Origin of the sequence: Kitasatospora sp. NPDC057015 (assembly GCF_042673745.1) — a bacterium.
Taxonomy (GTDB): Bacteria; Actinomycetota; Actinomycetes; order Streptomycetales; family Streptomycetaceae; genus Kitasatospora.
This window is the reverse complement of the sequence record NZ_JBHUSG010000051.1, coordinates 12,508-28,064: the sequence shown is the minus strand read 5'-3', so window position 1 is coordinate 28,064 and position 15,557 is coordinate 12,508. Positions and strand designations below refer to the sequence as shown.

General features: G+C 76.0%; 16 protein-coding genes. 2 read left to right on the top strand and 14 right to left on the bottom strand.

What is annotated here, in order from left to right:
- Window positions 1-4: 4 nt before the first annotated feature.
- Both ACFTWP_RS33960 and ACFTWP_RS33955 read right to left on the bottom strand, forming a co-directional pair.
- Window positions 5-688, bottom strand: coding sequence for a response regulator (locus tag ACFTWP_RS33960; protein WP_380268849.1), 684 nt, complete (start codon window positions 686-688; stop codon window positions 5-7).
- Window positions 685-1,884 (bottom strand): sensor histidine kinase, encoded by a 1,200-nt coding sequence (locus tag ACFTWP_RS33955; RefSeq protein WP_380268848.1) that lies wholly within the window; start codon window positions 1,882-1,884, stop codon window positions 685-687. The genes ACFTWP_RS33960 and ACFTWP_RS33955 overlap by 4 nt, the downstream gene beginning before the upstream one ends.
- 224 nt (window positions 1,885-2,108) lie before the next feature.
- On the opposite strand from ACFTWP_RS33955, the gene ACFTWP_RS33950 reads away from it, so the two are divergent.
- Together ACFTWP_RS33950 and ACFTWP_RS33945 are read left to right on the top strand one after the other, a co-directional pair.
- A complete protein-coding gene (locus tag ACFTWP_RS33950; RefSeq protein WP_380268847.1) occupies window positions 2,109-3,188 on the top strand; it encodes an ABC transporter permease in 1,080 nt (359 codons plus the stop codon).
- Window positions 3,185-3,865 (top strand): ABC transporter ATP-binding protein, encoded by a 681-nt coding sequence (locus ACFTWP_RS33945; RefSeq protein ID WP_380268846.1) that lies wholly within the window; start codon window positions 3,185-3,187, stop codon window positions 3,863-3,865. Before ACFTWP_RS33950 ends, ACFTWP_RS33945 begins: the two co-directional genes overlap by 4 nt.
- Window positions 3,866-3,917: 52 nt before the next feature.
- Here ACFTWP_RS33945 and ACFTWP_RS33940 read toward each other — a convergent pair whose 3' ends face one another.
- From ACFTWP_RS33940 to tatA, 12 genes are all read right to left on the bottom strand, one after another.
- Window positions 3,918-4,514: a Uma2 family endonuclease gene (locus ACFTWP_RS33940; protein ID WP_380268844.1), complete on the bottom strand. Its 597-nt coding sequence runs from the start codon at window positions 4,512-4,514 to the stop codon at window positions 3,918-3,920.
- A 93-nt stretch (window positions 4,515-4,607) separates the two neighbouring features.
- Window positions 4,608-5,318 carry a GntR family transcriptional regulator gene (locus ACFTWP_RS33935; RefSeq protein WP_380268843.1) on the bottom strand — a complete coding sequence of 237 codons (711 nt, stop codon included), beginning with the start codon at window positions 5,316-5,318 and terminating at the stop codon, window positions 4,608-4,610.
- 187 nt (window positions 5,319-5,505) lie between these two features.
- Complete coding sequence (locus ACFTWP_RS33930) at window positions 5,506-6,462, bottom strand: ornithine cyclodeaminase family protein (RefSeq protein ID WP_380268841.1); 957 nt, start codon at window positions 6,460-6,462, stop codon at window positions 5,506-5,508.
- A complete protein-coding gene (locus ACFTWP_RS33925) occupies window positions 6,459-7,538 on the bottom strand; it encodes a proline racemase family protein (protein ID WP_380268840.1) in 1,080 nt (359 codons plus the stop codon). The genes ACFTWP_RS33930 and ACFTWP_RS33925 overlap by 4 nt, the downstream gene beginning before the upstream one ends.
- The gene (locus ACFTWP_RS33920; RefSeq protein WP_380268839.1) at window positions 7,535-8,908 is read right to left on the bottom strand and encodes an aldehyde dehydrogenase family protein; all 1,374 of its coding nucleotides are present in this window, start codon (window positions 8,906-8,908) and stop codon (window positions 7,535-7,537) included. Before ACFTWP_RS33920 ends, ACFTWP_RS33925 begins: the two co-directional genes overlap by 4 nt.
- Before the next feature lie 77 nt (window positions 8,909-8,985).
- Window positions 8,986-9,984, bottom strand: a complete 999-nt coding sequence (locus ACFTWP_RS33915) for a proline racemase family protein (RefSeq protein ID WP_380268838.1) — start codon at window positions 9,982-9,984, stop codon at window positions 8,986-8,988.
- Window positions 9,985-10,086: 102 nt separating this feature from the next.
- A complete protein-coding gene (locus tag ACFTWP_RS33910) occupies window positions 10,087-10,950 on the bottom strand; it encodes a dihydrodipicolinate synthase family protein (protein WP_380268884.1) in 864 nt (287 codons plus the stop codon).
- A 119-nt stretch (window positions 10,951-11,069) separates the two neighbouring features.
- Complete coding sequence (locus ACFTWP_RS33905) at window positions 11,070-12,485, bottom strand: NAD(P)/FAD-dependent oxidoreductase (RefSeq protein WP_380268837.1); 1,416 nt, start codon at window positions 12,483-12,485, stop codon at window positions 11,070-11,072.
- Complete coding sequence (locus ACFTWP_RS33900; protein ID WP_380268836.1) at window positions 12,466-12,780, bottom strand: (2Fe-2S)-binding protein; 315 nt, start codon at window positions 12,778-12,780, stop codon at window positions 12,466-12,468. Before ACFTWP_RS33900 ends, ACFTWP_RS33905 begins: the two co-directional genes overlap by 20 nt.
- A gap of 129 nt (window positions 12,781-12,909) precedes the next feature.
- Window positions 12,910-14,064 carry an NAD(P)/FAD-dependent oxidoreductase gene (locus tag ACFTWP_RS33895; protein ID WP_380268835.1) on the bottom strand — a complete coding sequence of 385 codons (1,155 nt, stop codon included), beginning with the start codon at window positions 14,062-14,064 and terminating at the stop codon, window positions 12,910-12,912.
- Window positions 14,065-14,243: 179 nt separating this feature from the next.
- Window positions 14,244-15,134 (bottom strand): twin-arginine translocase subunit TatC, encoded by an 891-nt coding sequence (tatC, locus tag ACFTWP_RS33890; protein WP_380268883.1) that lies wholly within the window; start codon window positions 15,132-15,134, stop codon window positions 14,244-14,246.
- A 115-nt stretch (window positions 15,135-15,249) separates the two neighbouring features.
- Window positions 15,250-15,525: a Sec-independent protein translocase subunit TatA gene (gene tatA / locus ACFTWP_RS33885; protein ID WP_380268834.1), complete on the bottom strand. Its 276-nt coding sequence runs from the start codon at window positions 15,523-15,525 to the stop codon at window positions 15,250-15,252.
- Window positions 15,526-15,557: the final 32 nt, after the last annotated feature.

The following is a 15,557-nucleotide window of genomic DNA, read 5'->3' as shown; positions in this document are numbered from 1 at the left end:
TCGCTCAGCGGTCGCCGCGCCGGATCAGCCCGCGATCGGTGGCCGCCCGGACGGCGGCGGTCCGGGAGTCCACCCCGAGCTTGGTGTAGATGTGCACCAGGTGGGACTTCACGGTCGCCTGGCTGAGGTGCAGCTGCTGGCTGATCTGCTGGTTCGTCAGCCCGTCCGCGACCAGCCCGAGGACCTCGCCCTCACGGACGCTGAGCGCGGCCGAAGGGGTGCGCATCCGCTCCAGCAGCCGGTCGGCGACGGTGGCCGCCAGGGCAGAGCGCCCGGCGGCGGCCGCCCGTACGGCCCTCGCCAGCTCCTCCGGCGGGGCGTCCTTCAGCAGATAGCCGGTGGCGCCCGCCTCCAGGGCCGGCACGGTGTCGGCGTCGGTGTCGTAGGTGGTGACGATCAGCACCCGGGGTGCGCCGGGCCGGGCGGTGATCGCGGCGGTCGCCTGCGCGCCGTTCATGCCCCGGCCGAACTGGAGGTCCATCAGGACGACGTCGACGTCGAGGTCCGCGGCCAGCTCGACCGCCCGCTCCGCGGTGGCCGCCTCGGCGACCACGGCGAGGTCGCGCTCGCCCTCCAGGACGGCGCGGAGCCCGGCCCGGACCACGGGGTGGTCGTCGGCGAGCAGCAGCCGGATCGGCGCCGGGTCGCCCGTCCGGGGGGTCGGCTGCGGTCGGGTCGGCTCGCTCACGGGGCGCCCTCCTCGGCGGGTTCGGGGAGCAGGACGGCCAGCGCGGTGCCCTGGCCGGGGGCGGACTCCACGGTGAAGGTGCCGCCGAGGGCGCGGGCCCTGGCCCGCATCGCGGGCAGGCCGAACCCGGCGTCGCCGGTCCCGGGGGCGGCGACGGCGGCCGGGTCGAATCCGGTGCCGTCGTCGAAGACGTCCAGGGCGACCTCCGAGTCCATGTAGCTCAGGGTGACCTCGGCGTGGGTGGCCCGCGCGTGCCGCACGGTGTTGGCCAGCGCCGACTGGGCGATCCTCAGCAGCGCCACCTCGTGCGGCGCCGGCAGCGGCGCCGGATCGCCGGAGAGGTGGAAGCGGACCGGCACACCGCTGTGCTCGGAGGTGGTGGCGCAGAGCCGCTCCAGCGCGGTGGGCAGCGAGGAGTCCTCCAAATCGGGCGGGGTGAGCGCGCGGACGAAGCGCCGGGCCTCGGCGAGGTTGTCCTGCGCGGCGCGGCGGGCCTGTTCCACGTACCCGGCCGCGGCCTCGGTCTGCTCGGGCAGGGCCCGGCCAGCGGCCCGCAGCAGCAGCTGGATGCTGGACAGGCTCTGCGCCAGCGTGTCGTGGATCTCGCGGGCCAGGCGTTCGCGCTCGGCGAGGACGCCGGCGGTGTGGTGGGCGGCGGCGAGGTCGGCGCGGGCGGCGCTGAGCTCGTCGATCAGCCGCCGGCGCTCCTCGCTCTCCCGGTAGAGCGCCTGGTAGCCGAGTACGGTGGCGGTGGCCACGGCGGCGCCGAGGGTCGGCCCGATCACCGCCGCCACGTCGAACCGGTGCTGGTGCCAGGCGAACCCGAGCACGGCGGCCGCGGTGGTGAGGCCCACCGCCACCAGTGCGATGCGGCGCCCGAGCAGGTGCAGCTGGAGGAAGTACAGCGGGAAGGCGAGCCAGACCCCGTCCTGGGTGAGCGCCAGCAGCGCGAGCCAGGCCGCGGTCAGCACGGCGAGCCAGACGGCCGAGCCGGTCCGCGAACGCCGGACGACGCCGAGCAGGGGCCCGGCGGCGTAGACGGCGGCCATCGCGACGGCGGCGGCGGTGACGGCCGCCGGCCGGGAGCTGTGGACGGAGGAGCGGGCCACCGCCAGCGCGAGCAGGCCGGCCACCAGCAGGTGCAGACAGATCCGGAGCACGGCGGCGACGGGGGTCAGTGAACGGTCGGTCGCCATCCCTCCAGGCTAGGCGCCCGCACGGGGCCCGGGCATCAATCGAAAGGTTGACCCGCGGCTGTGTCCTTCGATGCGGGGGATCCAATCCCCGGCGCGATGCCGGAGCGCAGGTCCGACCGGGAGATTGGTGGGGTCGGGACCGCCCGGCGACAGGGCGCGCCGCTCCGCGATCCGCGCTCCCCGTCGTCCGGCGGTCCGAGCCGCTGCCGAGAGAAGGGAACACCGTGTTCGTCGCCTGGAGGGACCTGCGGTTCGCCAAGGGGCGGTTCGCCCTGATGGGGACCGTCATCGTACTCATCACCGTGCTGGTGGGCCTGCTCTCCGGACTGACCGCCGGGCTGGGCCGGCAGAACACCTCGGCGATCACCGGCCTGCCCGCCGACCGCCTGGTGTTCTCGGCGCCGGCGGACGGCCGGAAGCCGTCCTTCACCGACTCCCAGGTCACCCCCGAGCAGTGGCGGGGCTGGGCCGGGGTCGCCGGCGTCACCTCGGCGCAGCCGGTGGGCATCAGCACCGCCAAGGCCGCCGCCGGGCAGCGCACCGCCGCGCTGTCCGCCTTCGGCGTGCCGGCCGGCTCCTCGCTGGCGCCGCGCGGCGAGCTGCTCGCCCCCGGCCGGGTGGTGCTGTCCACGGCCGCCGCGGCGGACCTCGAGGTCGCGCCCGGCTCGACGCTCACCCTCGCGGGCCGGGAGCTGACGGTGGCCGCGGTGGCGGGCGACGCCTCCTTCAGCCACCTGCCGGTCGTCTGGACCGGCCTGGACGACTGGCAGCGGGTGGCCCCCGCCGCCGGCACCGGTGAGCACGCCACCGTGATCGCCCTGTCGCTGACCACCGGCGCCGCCCTCGCGGACGCCGACCACCGGTTCGGCACCAGGTCGCTCACGCCGGACGACTCGCTGGCGGCGATCGGCTCCTTCACCTCGGAGAACGGCTCGCTGCAACTGATGCGCGGCTTCCTGTTCGCGATCTCGGCGCTGGTCGTCGGCGCCTTCTTCACGGTCTGGACGATCCAGCGCAGCGGCGACGTCGCCGTCCTGAAGGCGCTCGGCGCCTCCACCCGCTACCTGCTGCGGGACGCGCTCGGCCAGGCCGTGGTGCTGCTGGTGCTGGGCACCGCCCTCGGCACCGCGATCGCGGTCGGCGCGGGCGCGGCCCTCGGCTCGGCGGTGCCGTTCGTCCTGGACGCGCCGACCGTGCTCCTGCCCGCCGGCGTGATGATCGCGCTCGGCGCGCTCGGCGCCGGCCTCTCGATCCGCCGCATCACCTCCGTCGACCCGCTGACCGCCCTGGGGAGCGCCCGATGAGCCTGCAGCTCGCGAACATCACCCTCACCTACCCGGACGGCGACGGCCGGCTGACGGCGCTGGACGACGTCTCGCTGGAGGTCCCGGCCGGCAGCATCACCGCCGTGGTGGGCCCGTCCGGATCCGGCAAGTCGAGCCTGCTGGCCGTCGCCGCGACGCTGATCTCCCCCGACAGCGGGCGGGTGGTGCTGGACGGCGTGGACACCGCCGGGCTGGACCGGGCGGGGCTGAGCGCACTGCGCCGGCAGCGGATCGGCATCGTCTTCCAGCAGCCGAACCTGCTGCCCTCACTGACCGCCGCCGAGCAGCTCCAGGTGATGGCCCACCTGGACGGCCGTTCCCCGCGGGCCGCCCGCGCCCGGGCGCTGGAGCTGCTGGACGCGGTCGGGCTGCTGGCCCTGGCGGGCCGGCGCCCGCACCAGCTCTCGGGCGGCCAGCGTCAGCGCGTGAACATCGCCCGCGCGCTGGTGAACGAGCCGACCGTCCTGCTGGTGGACGAGCCCACCAGCGCCCTGGACCACGAGCGCGGCGCCGCGGTGATCGACCTGATCACCGAGCTCACCCACCGCCGGGCCACCGCCACCGTCCTGGTCACCCACGACCGGACGCACCTGACCGCCGTCGACCAGGTCGCCGAGGTGCACGACGGGCGACTGACCGTGCCGGCCCGCGCCTGAACGGCGCCGGGGCCCCGGCCGGCTCCTCGGTCGGGGCCCCGGCGCCGCGGCGCTACTTCTCGGGGCCGAGGACGGTGTCGACGGAGAGCGTCACCGGTGCGCCGACGGACGCCGGGAGCTCGAAGGACTGCCCGGGGTGGTGCACCGCGTGGACTCGGTACTCACCGTCCGAGGGGTCGGTGAGCACCCGAACCTTCCGGTGCTTCCGGTCGACGATCACGTACACCGGGACGGCCGCGCTCGCGTACGCGGCGGGCTTGACCTTCAGATCGTAGGCGTGGTTCGTGGAGGTGACTTCCAGGACGAGCCGGAAGACCGCGGGGTCGTAGCAGTTGCGCTCGGCACGGTGGTCTTCGTAGTCGGCGTCGACCAGTGCGAGGTCGGGCACCGCGTAGTCGAACGGGCCGTCCGGCAACCACAGGCCGATCGCCTGGATGATCCGCGACTGTGAACCGTGCAGGCCGGCTGCCAGGAAGGGGATCATGATGTCGGTCAATGCGTCGCCGTGCGAACCGCTGGCGGGTGGCGTCACGGCGATCTGGCTCCCGATGATCTCGACCCGGTACCCGACCAGCTGGTCGGAGATCAGGTCAGCCGCTTCGAGCAGCGTCGGCGGCTCGAAGGGCTGTTCCACTGCTGCGGCGGACATGGATTTCCTCCTGGCTGCCGATGTCGGGACCATCATCGTAGGGCGCACCGGGCGCCACCGGACTTCGCCGCGGGTTCACCCGGACGAGTGCCGTCAGCGCGCCCGCAGCCGCAGCAGCGGGCGCTCCTCGCGGGCGTCCGCGCGGCCCTCGGCCCAGAGCGAGCGGACGTGGCCGAGGTGGCGGGCCATGCACGCCTCGGCGGCCTCGGCGTCGCCGGAGATCATCAGGTCGAGCAGTTCCAGGTGCTCCTCGGCGGAGGAGACCAGCTCGCCGCGCTCGTCCAGGCGGGTCAGGCCGTAGAGCCGGGAGCGCTTGCGGAGGTCGCCGACCACCTCGACCAGGCGGGCGTTGCCGGCCAGGCCGAGCAGGTCGAGGTGGAACTGCCGGTCGGCCTCCAGGTAGCCGATCAGGTCGTGCCGGCCGGCGGCGTCGACGATCGCCTGGGCGGCCGGGCGCAGGCGCTCCAGCTGCTCGGGGGTGGCCGTGCGGGTGACCAGGCCGACGGTCGGCACCTCGATCAGGGCGCGGATCTCGGTGAAGTCGTCGAGGTCGCCCTCGGTGAGCTCGGTGACCCGGAACCCCTTGTTGCGGACGGCCTCCACGAGCCCCTCGCGGGCGAGGTCGAGCATGGCCTCGCGGACCGGGGTGGCGGAGACGCCGAAGTCGGCGGCGAGGGCGGGGGCCGAGTAGACGACGCCGGGGCGCAGTTCGCCGGAGATCAGGGCGGCCCGCAGGGCGTGGGCGACCTGGTCGCGCAGCCGCTCCTGAACGGAGATCAGGTTGCGGGGTTTGAGGTCGGCCATGGTGTTCCTCCGGCTGGTCGCAGGACACCATTGTACAATGTCACGTTGCGTGCAGTGTGCAACATTCCGTCATCCGGACGCCGACCGGACGCCCGCCCGGGCGGGTACCGGCCCCATCGTGGCAGCGTCCGCCCCCGGCCACAACGCCCCGGTCACCACCGCCCGGTCGGCACGGCCCGGGGCGCCCTCAGCGGAGCCCGGCGGCCCGCCGGTGGAGCTCGGCCGCGACCGCCAGGTCCTGCCAGGCCTGCCCGACGCTCTTGAAGAACCGCGGCCGGTCCTCGGGCACCGGCGCCTTCCCCGCCACCAGCTCCGCCAGGTTGTGCAGCGACCCGGCCGCCACCCCGGCGAGCAGCAGGTCCCCCGCCTCCCGCAGCGCGGCCTCGCGTGCCTCCACGTACAGCGCGGACCGGCCGACCAGGGCCGCGTCCACCTCCCGCGCCGCCGGCTCGTGCGACCCGACCGCCGCCACGGCCGCGTGGCCGGGCACCAGGGCGCCGTCGAACAGCGGCGTGCGGGCGGTGGTGCAGCAGACCACCACGTCCGCCCCGGCGACCGCCTCCGGGGTGCCGACGACCCCCGCCAGGCCGAGCGCCCGGGCGTACCGGACCAGCTCCTCGGCGGGCCCGCGCCGCCGGGCGACCACCGTGACCCGGGTCAGCGGCCGGATCGCCAGCACCGCGTCCAGATGCCCGTAGGCCTGCGGCCCGGCCCCGAACAGCACCAGGTGCGCGGCCTGCGGCACGGCGAGACGGCGCAGCGCCACGGCGGTGACCGCGGGCGTGCGGACCGCGGTGAGGGCCGCGCCGTCGTACAGCGCGAGCGGACGCAGGGTGGGCCCGTCCAGCAGCAGGTAACTGCCGGTGATCCGGGGCAGCCCGCGGCCGGGGTTGGCCGGGGCGACCCCGGCGATCTTGACGCCCGCGTACGCCGCCGAGGCCGCCGGCATCAGCAGCAGCTCGCCGGCCGGCACGGGTACGCCGGTGCGGGGCGGGCAGTCCTCGGGGTCCAGCCCCTCGGCGAGGACGCGCTCGATCGCGTCGGCGGCCTCGGCCGGGGTGAGCGGGACCGCCTCGGTGACGGGCGGCGCGGGGTGCGGGCCGGGGTCCGGCAGGGCGGGGCGGGGATCGCCGGGATCGGTCATGGCAGCAGGAATCCGGTTCCGAGGGAGTCGTACGGGTCCAGCACGAAGCGGTGTTCGCCGGTGCGGTGGGCGCTGCCGGTGACGTCCGTGACGACGCCGTCCGGGTAGTAGCCGGCCAGGCGGCCCGTGAACACCGTGCCGATCACCGACTCGTGCCGCAACTCCTCGCCGGGCCCGATCCGGCCCTCGGCGGCGAGCACCGCGAGCCGGGCGGAGGTGCCGGAGCCGCAGGGCGAGCGGTCGATCTGGCCGTCGGCGAAGACGGTGACGTTGCGCTGCGCCGGGCCGGCCGGCGTGTCCGGCAGGTCCTCGTACAGGATCACGCCGTAGACGCCGGAGAGCCGGGGGTCGACGGGGTGCAGCGTCTCGGGCGCCCCGGCCAGCGCCGCGCGGATCTCCCGGCCGACGGCGGTGAGTTCGGGCAGCAGCGCGGGGGTGACCGCCAGCCCGAGCGCCGCCGCCGGGACGGCCGCGTAGCAGGCGCCCGAATGGGCGACGGACACCTCGACGGTGCCGCGCGAGGTGACGACCGGCAGCTTGCGGGCGCTGACCCGGGTCGGCACGTTGCGGAAGGTCACCCCGGTGGTGCGGCCGCCCGCCCGGTGCACTGTCGCGGTCACCCGCCCGGACGGCACGTCGATCCGCACCCGCGCGAAGCCGTCCGCGGGCGCGGTGACCAGGCCCGAGTCGACCGCCCAGGCACCGAGGGCGATGGTGCCGTGCCCGCAGGCGGTGGAGTAGCCGTCCTTGTGCCAGAACAGCACCCCGAGGTGCGCCCCGCCGTCGTCGGGCGGCACGACGAAGCCCCCGTACATGCCGGCGTGGCCGCGCGGTTCGTGGGTGAGCAGCCGCCGCACGGTGTCCAGGGCGCCGGGCCGGGGCGCGGTGGCGGTGCCGCCGGCGCCGATCGCGATCGCGCGTCGCTCGGCGACGCTGTCGCCGGGGACGGCGGGCAGGCCGGCGGTGACGATCCGGAACGGCTCGCCGCCGGCGTGGTAGTCCACGGTGTCGATCGGCGCCGTCGGCGTGCCGTCGGCGGTCGCGGCCGCCTCGGCAGGGGTCGTCCGGTCGGTCATCGCGGGCCTCCCGCCGGCAGCAGGGTGACGGTCCGGCTCGCGGTGTAGAAGTCCAGGGCGGCCAGGCCCTGCTCGCGGTCGCCGTGGATGGCGGCGCCGGTGCCGCCGAAGGGCAGGTGGAAGTCGACTCCGCTGGAGGGGGCGTTGACCCGGATCATGCCCGCGTCCAGCCGCTCGGCGGCGTCCAGCGCCGCGTCGAGGTCGCGGGTGTGGAGGGAGGTGGCGAGGCTGTGCCGGGTGTCGTTGGCCAGCGCCACGGCCTCGTCCAGGTCGGCGGCGGGCAGCAGGACGGCGACCGGGCCGAAGAACTCCTCGGTGCGCAGCGGGTGCCCGGCGGGCACGTCCGCCAGTAGGGCCGGTTCGAGGTACCAGCCCGGTCGCTCCGGCACGCCCCCGCCGGCCAGCACGGCGGCGCCCTGGGCGACGGCCGAGGCGATCGCGCCGGTGAGCCGGTCGCGGGCGGCGGCGGAGATCACCGGGCCGCAGTCGCCCTCCAGCGCGGCGGGCTCGGCGAGGGCGGCGAGCGCCTTGGCGAGTGCCTCGCGCAGCGGCCCGTGGGCGGCGCCGACCGCGATCACCCGGCTGGTGGCGGTGCACTTCTGGCCGGCGTACCCGGCGATCGCGGCGGCCAGGTGGGCGGCGGCCTGCTCGATGTCGGCGTCGGGCAGCACCACGGCGGCGTTCAGCCCGCCCAGCTCGGCCTGGACGGGGATGCCGCGCTCGGTGGCGGCGTGCACCACGGCCCGGCCGACGGCGGTGGAGCCGGTGAAGGACACCACGTCGGCGGCGCGGACCAGCGCCTCGCCCTCCTCCGCGCCGCCGGGCACGACGGTGAGCACTCCCTCGGGCAGCCCGGCGAGCTCGGCCAGCCGCAGGGCGCAGGCGGTCGCCTCCGGAGCGGGCTTGAGCAGCACGGTGTTGCCGGCCGCGAGCGCGGGGGCGGCCTTCCAGGTGGGGATGGCGAGCGGGAAGTTCCACGGGGTGATCAGCCCGGCCACCCCGTACGGGCGGCGGCGGGTCAGCAGCATCCCCCGGCCGGCGGCCGGCTCGTGCACGGCGCCGCTCGGGGCGTACGGCGTCTGGGCGTAGTAGCGCCAGATCGCGGCGGTGCGGGCCACCTCGCCGCGGGCCTCGGCGAGCGGCTTGCCGACCTCGCGCACGATGAGCGCGGTGAGCTCCTCGGCGTGCGCCTCGACCGCGTCGGCGGCCCGGGTGAGCGCGGCGGAGCGGGCGGCGGCGCCGGCTCCGGCCCAGGCGTGGCGGGCCTCGCGGGCCCGCGCGGCGGCGGCCTCGACGCCCGCGGCGCCGGGGGCCGGGACGCTGACCACCAGGTCGGTGGGATCGGCGGGGTTGCGGGAGGTGACGGTCACGACGGGGCCTTTCGGGGCGGGAGTGCCGGGGTGCGCGTGCTGAGGGGTTCCGGACGGCGTCGAGCGACGCCGGGCGGTCAGAGCAGGAACCCGGCCGGGAAGGGGTCGGTCGGGTCGAGGAAGTACTGGGCGGTGCCGGTGATCCAGGCCCGGCCGGTGACGGTGGGCACCACGGCGGGCCGGCCGGCCACCGTGGTCTCCTCGACCAGGCGGCCGGTGAAGCTGGTGCCGATGAAGGAGTCGTTGCGGAAGTCCCGCCCGAGCGGCAGTTCGCCGCGGGCGTGCAGCTGGGCCATCCGGGCGGAGGTGCCGGTGCCGCAGGGCGAGCGGTCGAACCAGCCGGGGTGGATGGCCATCGCGTGCCGCGAGTGCTCGGCGGTCGAGCCGGGGGCGAGCAGCTGGACGTGGTGGCAGCCCCGGATCGACGGGTCCTCCGGGTGGACGGGCGGGTCGACGTTGATCACGTCCATCAGGGCGAGGCCCGCGGCCAGGACGTCCTGCTTGCGCTCGATCTCGAAGGGCAGGCCGAACTCGGCGAGCGGGAGCACGGCGTAGAAGTTGCCGCCGTAGGCGAGGTCGTAGCCGACGGTGCCGTAGCCGGGCACCTCCGCCTTGAGGTCCAGGCCGACGGCGTACGAGGGCACGTTGCGGAGCGTCACCGCCAGCGCCGCGCCGTCCCGGACCTGCACGTCGACCACCACCAGCCCGGCGGGGGTGTCGAGGCGCACGGTGGTGACCGGCTCGACCACCTCGACCATGCCGGTCTCGACCAGCACGGTGGCGACCCCGATGGTGCCGTGCCCGCACATCGGCAGCAGCCCGGACACCTCGATGAACAGCACGCCGAAGTCGGCGTCGGGCCGGGTGGGCGGCTGGAGGAGGGCGCCGCTCATCGCGGCGTGGCCGCGCGGCTCGTACATCAGCAGGGTGCGGAAGTGGTCCAGGTGCTGCTGGAAGTAGACCCGGCGCTCGGCCATGGTCGCGCCCGGGATGACGCCGAAGCCGCCGGTGACGACCCTGGTCGGCATCCCCTCGGTGTGCGAGTCGACGGCGTGGAAGACATGGCGGCTGCGCATGGTGGGGCTCCCGTGGGTGAGGGTGGGGGCGGGTGTCGAGGGGGCGGGTGTCGAGGGGGCCGGCTGCCGCCGCAGCCGGCCCGTTCACGGCCGGGGAGGCGGCTAGCCGAGGCCCTCGGCCAGGGCCTTCTCGGTGGCGGCGCGGACGGCCGCCTCGATCTCCGGCGAGAGCGGTCCGCGCGGGGGGCGGGTCGGACCGCCGGGCAGCCCGGCGATGTCCATCGAGAGCTTGATCGCCTGGACGAACTCCGTCTTCGAGTCCCAGCGCAGCAGCGGGTGCAGGGCCTTGTAGAGCGGCAGCGCGGTCTCCAGGTCCTTGGCGACCGCGGCCCGGTAGAGCGCCACGGAGGCCTCCGGGAGGGCGTTCGGGTAGCCCGCGATCCAGCCCACCGCGCCGGCCAGCGCCAGCTCCAGCAGGACGTCGTCGGCGCCGATCAGCAGGTCGAGGCCGGGGGCGAGCTCGGCGATCTCGTACGCCCGGCGGACGTCGCCGCTGAACTCCTTGACCGCCACGATCGAGCCCTCGCCGTGCAGCTGGGCGAGGAGCTCGGGCACCAGGTCGACCTTGGTGTCGTACGGGTTGTTGTACGCGACGATCGGCAGGCCCGCCGCGGCCACCTCGGCGTAGTGCGCCCGGACGGTGGCGGCGTCGGCCCGGTAGGCGTTGGGCGGGAGCAGCAGCACCGAGCCGGCGCCGGCCTCGGCCGCCTGCTCGGTCCAGCGGCGGGACTCGGCGCTGCCGTAGGCGGCGACGCCGGGCATCACCCGGGAGCCGTCGCCGGCCGCCTCCACGGCGGTGGTGACGATCCGGGCCCGCTCCTCGGCGGTGAGGGTCTGGTACTCGCCCAGCGATCCGTTGGGGACGACGCCGTCGCAGCCGGCGTCGATCAGGCGGCGGACGTGCTCGGCGTAGGCGTCGTAGTCGACGGAGAGGTCGGCGCGCAGGGGGGTCGTGGTGGCGACCATGATTCCGCGCCAGGGACGGGTCGTGTCGTGCGGGGTGATGGACACAGCTTTACTCCTTGGTGAGGTGTGACATTTTATTAGCGGGCGCAGTCCGTGACAAGGGTCCGCCGGGGCGCGTCTCAGGAAGCCGGGTCCGCCGCGAGCTGCGCGAGCGGGACGGGACAGGCCAGCGGACGGCTGTCCGGGCCGGCGGGCGCGCCACCCGCCAGACAGGCCACCGCCGGGCCGCACATCCGGCCCTGGCACCAGCCCATGCCGGCCCGGGTCAGCAGCTTCACCGTCCGGGCGTCGCCCGCGCCGAGCTCCTCGACCGCCACCCGGATCCGCTCGGCCGGGACCTCCTCGCAGCGGCACACCTCGGTGTCCGGCCGGACCCAACCGGGCCAGCCGGTACCGGGGCGGTGGGCGGCGGCCATCAGCTCGGCGAAGGCCCGCAGCCGGGCCCGCCGCCGGACCAGCCGGGCGGTGACGGGCCGCCCGGCGACCGCGTGGGCGGCCAGCTCGCCCTCCGTCATCGCGAGGTCGGCGCCGCCCACCCCGCAGGTCTCCCCGGCGGCCCAGAACCCCGGCAGGCTGGTGCGCTGCCGGGCGTCCACCCGCAGGGCGGACGCACCGTCGGGGGTGCGGCGGGTCTCGGCGCCGAGCTCGGTGGCCAGCTCGATCTGCGGCAGCAGGCCGTGGCCGACGGCCAGCGCGTCGCAGGCGATCCGCCGCTCGGTGCCGGGCAGCGGGCGCCAGTCCCGGTCCAGCCGGGCGAGCGTGACGGCCGTGATCCGGTCGGTGCCGTGCGCCTCGACCACCGCGGTCCGCCGGCGCAGCCGCACTCCGTGGCGCAGCAGCGCGGTCGCGTGCACCGCGCCCTCGGCCAGCTTGCCGGGGACGGCGGCCGGCACGCCCGGTCGCCCGGCGTAGCCGAGGTAGTCGCCCGCCTCGGCCACCACGGGCACCTCGGCGCCGGCGGTGACCAGCGAGGAGGCCGCCGCGAGCAGCAGCGGTCCGCTGCCGGCGACCACGATCCGGCGGCCCGGGAGCACCAGGCCCGACTTCAGCATCGCCTGGGCGCCGCCCGCGGTGACCACCCCGGGCAGGGTCCAGCCGGGGAAGGGCAGCTGCCGCTCGTAGGCGCCGGTGGCGAGCAGGACGGCGGGGGCCCGGACGACGGCGCGGGCGTCCGCCGCCGGCCCGAGGGTGGCGTGCAACGACCAGCCCCCGTCCGCCCGCTCGGCCGTCCAGACGTGGTGCTCGGCGAGGTGGTCGACCCGGCCGGCCCGGGTGTGCGCGGCGAGCCTGGCGGCCAGTGCGGTGTAGTGCGACCAGCCGTGGTGCAGCCGGCCCGGACGGGTGGCGCCGAGGCCCGGGACGGGGTGGCGGTAGTACTGCCCACCGGTGCGCGGACCGGCGTCCAGCAGCGCGCAGCGCAGGCCGAGGTCGGCGGCGGTGACGGCGGCGGCGAGCCCGGCCGGACCGGCGCCGACGACGGCGAGGTCGTAGCCGGCGGCGGCGACGGCGGTGGTCTCAGACGGCGAGGTCGGCACGGCCGTGGCCCTCCTGGGTGGTGACGGTGTCGCCCGGGCCGGCCGGCAGCAGGCAGGTGCGTTGGTTGGGGCGGCCGTTGACGGTGGCCAGGCAGTCGAAGCAGACGCCGATGCCGCAGAAGGCGCCGCGCGGGCGGCCGCCGACCCGGGTGGTGCGCCAGGCGAGGATGCCCTCGGCCCAGAGGGCGGCGGCGATGCTCTGCCCCGGCTGCGCGGGGACCGGACGGCCGTCGAACTCGATCGTGTGGGCGGGCTGCGGTTGGGCCCTGACCAGGGCGGCGGGGGTTCGGCGCACGGCGGGTCTTCCGTTCCGGTCGGGTGCGGGCGGGTTCGGTGGGCGCCCGTGGCGGGGGCGCGGTGCTCGGAGGATGCGGGTCGGGGGGCCGGTGCACGGGCCGGCGCGGGGCGGCGGAGCCCGAGCGGGTCAGGCCGCCTGCGGGAAGCGGTCCGGCCGGAACGGCCCGAGGTCGAGCCCCGGCGGCTTCCCGACCAACTGGCGGCTGATCAGCAGCCCGGTGGCCGGCGCCAGCCCGATCCCCGCGCCCTCGTGGCCGCAGGCGTGGTACAGCCCGGGGACGCGGGGATCGGCGCCGACGGCCGGCAGGTGGTCGGGCAGGTACGGACGGAACCCGCGGTAGGCGCGCAGCACCGAGACGTCCGCGAGGACGGGGAACAGCCGGGCCGCCTGGGCCGCCAGCCGGTGCAGCACCTCGACCGAGAGGGTCCGGTCGAAGCCGACCCGCTCGCGGCTGGCGCCGATCAGCACCGGACCGCCCGGGGTGCCCTCGACCACGGCCGAGGTCTGCAGGGCGGCCGAGCCGCTGGCGACGTCCGCGACGTAGTCGGCGGCGTAGACCTTGTGCCGGACGATCCTCGGCAGCGGCTCGGTGACCAGGACGAAGCCGCGCCGGGGCAGGACCGGCAGCGCCACCCCCGCGAGCGCCGCCAGCTCCCCGCCCCAGGTGCCGGCCGCGTTGACCACGGCGGGCGCGGCCAGCTCGCCCCGGTCGGTGCCGACGCCGCGGACGGTGCCGTCCGGGCCGGTGCGCACGGCCCGCACGGTCTCGCCGAGGCGCAGCTCGGCGCCGCCCTCGCGGGCGGCGCGCAGCAGGTGCGCGGCGGCCAGGGCGGGCTGGACCTGCGCGTCCTGCGGGTAGTGGAAGCCGCCGGCCAGGCCGGGGGCCAGGTGGGGTTCGAGGTCGTGCAGGGCGTCGCCGGGGACTTCGACGGCGCTCACGCCGGCCGCCGTCTGCCCGGCGGCGAAGGCGCGCAGCGCGTCCAGCCCGGCCGGCTCGGCCGCGACCACCAGGCCGCCCTTGGGCTCGTACTCGACGGCGGGACCGAGGGTGGCGGCCAGCTCGCGCCAGAGACGGGTGCTGAGCAGCGCCAGGTCGAGTTCGGGGCCGGGCTCCTTGTCGGAGACCAGCAGGTTGCCCTCGCCGGCGCCGGTGGTGCCGCCCGCGACGGGGCCCCGGTCGACGACGGCGACCCGCAGTCCGGCCAGCGTCGCGTAGTACGCGCAGGCGGCGCCGACGACTCCGGCGCCGACCACGACCACGTCCAGGGGAGCTCTGTTCACCTCAGTAATATGTCACATTGCTTGCTGCCTGCCAAGGGCGCCGCGCCCTGTCCACGACAACACCGGACCGCCCCCGGCGACCCCGACGCGGCCCCGTTCCGCACCCGGCCGGCGGCACGCGAAAGCCCCGGCCCGCCTGTGTCGGCGGACCGGGGCTACGGCTGCGGGGGCGACCCCGGTCAGGTGATGTCGTCCAGCTGCTCGCGGCGGGCGGCCGGCACCGGGGCGCTCGCGGCCGGGGCCAGCGAGGCCTCCACCGGGCCGGGGAGGGCGACGGCGTCCACCGAGAGGTCCAGCCGCGAGGCCTCCTCGTCGTCCAGCCCGGCGTCCGGGTTGCGACGGGACTTGCGGCGGTCGTTGAGCATCGCGACGCCCACGGCGACGAAGTACAGCGCCCAGATCGGCGCGGCCAGCGCCAGCATGCTCAGCGGGTCGGCACTCGGCGTCGCGAAGGCCGCGAACACCGTGATGCCCATGATCATGCCGCGCCACCAGCCGAGCAGCCGCCGGCCGCTGACCATGCCGATCAGGTTGAGCATCACCAGCAGCAGCGGGAACTCGAAGGCGAAGCCGAAGACCAGCACCATCCGGGTGGCGATGTTGAAGTAGTCGTTCGGCGGCAGGATCGGGGTCGTCCCGTTCGGGGTGAACGAGATCAGCACCTCGACCGTGGTCGGCAGCAGCAGGAAGGCGCAGACGGCACCGGCGAGGAACAGCGGGGCGCCGCAGGCCATGAAGATCATCGTGTACTTGCGCTCGTGCTTGTGCAGCCCGGGGACCACGAACGCCCAGACCTGGTAGAGCCAGATCGGCACGGCCCCGACCACACCCGCCGTCAGCGCCACCTGCAGCATCCAGGTGAAACCCGAGGTGAGACCGATGTTGGAGACCTGCGCGCACTTGCCGTTGTACTGCGCCGCCGTGTCCACGGTGCACTGCGGCAGCGGCTTCAGCAGGAAGGTCTCGATCTGCTTGTGGTAGATCAGCGCGACGATCGTGAGCACCACGATCGCCAGGACCGACTTCACCACCCGGTTCCGCAGCTCGCGGAGGTGGTCGGCGAGGGCCATCCGCCCCTCGGAGTCCTTGGGCGCCTTCAGCGCCTTGGAAGACTTGCTCAACCCCGGTCCTCAACTCGTGCGTCGAAGCCCGCCGGACGGCGGGCCCCCCTGGTCGCGCGCCGGCTCATCGCGGCTGCGTGGTCTCCTGCGACGGCTGCTCGTCGGCCACGACCGGCCGCGACGGTCCGGGGACTCCGGGCGCGGCCTTGATGGTCTTCGGCGCCGGGGCGGCCTGCGGCTCCTCGGCCTCGCCGCCCTCGGTGCGCATGGCCTTGGTCTCGCTCTTCAGGATCCGCATCGACTGGCCCAGCGAACGCGCCAGGTCGGGCAGCCGCTTGGCACCGAAGAGCAGAATGGCGAGGACCACGACCACCAGGATCGCGATCGGCGAGATCCGCATGCTCGGCCACCTTCCTCTGCGCGGTGACGAGG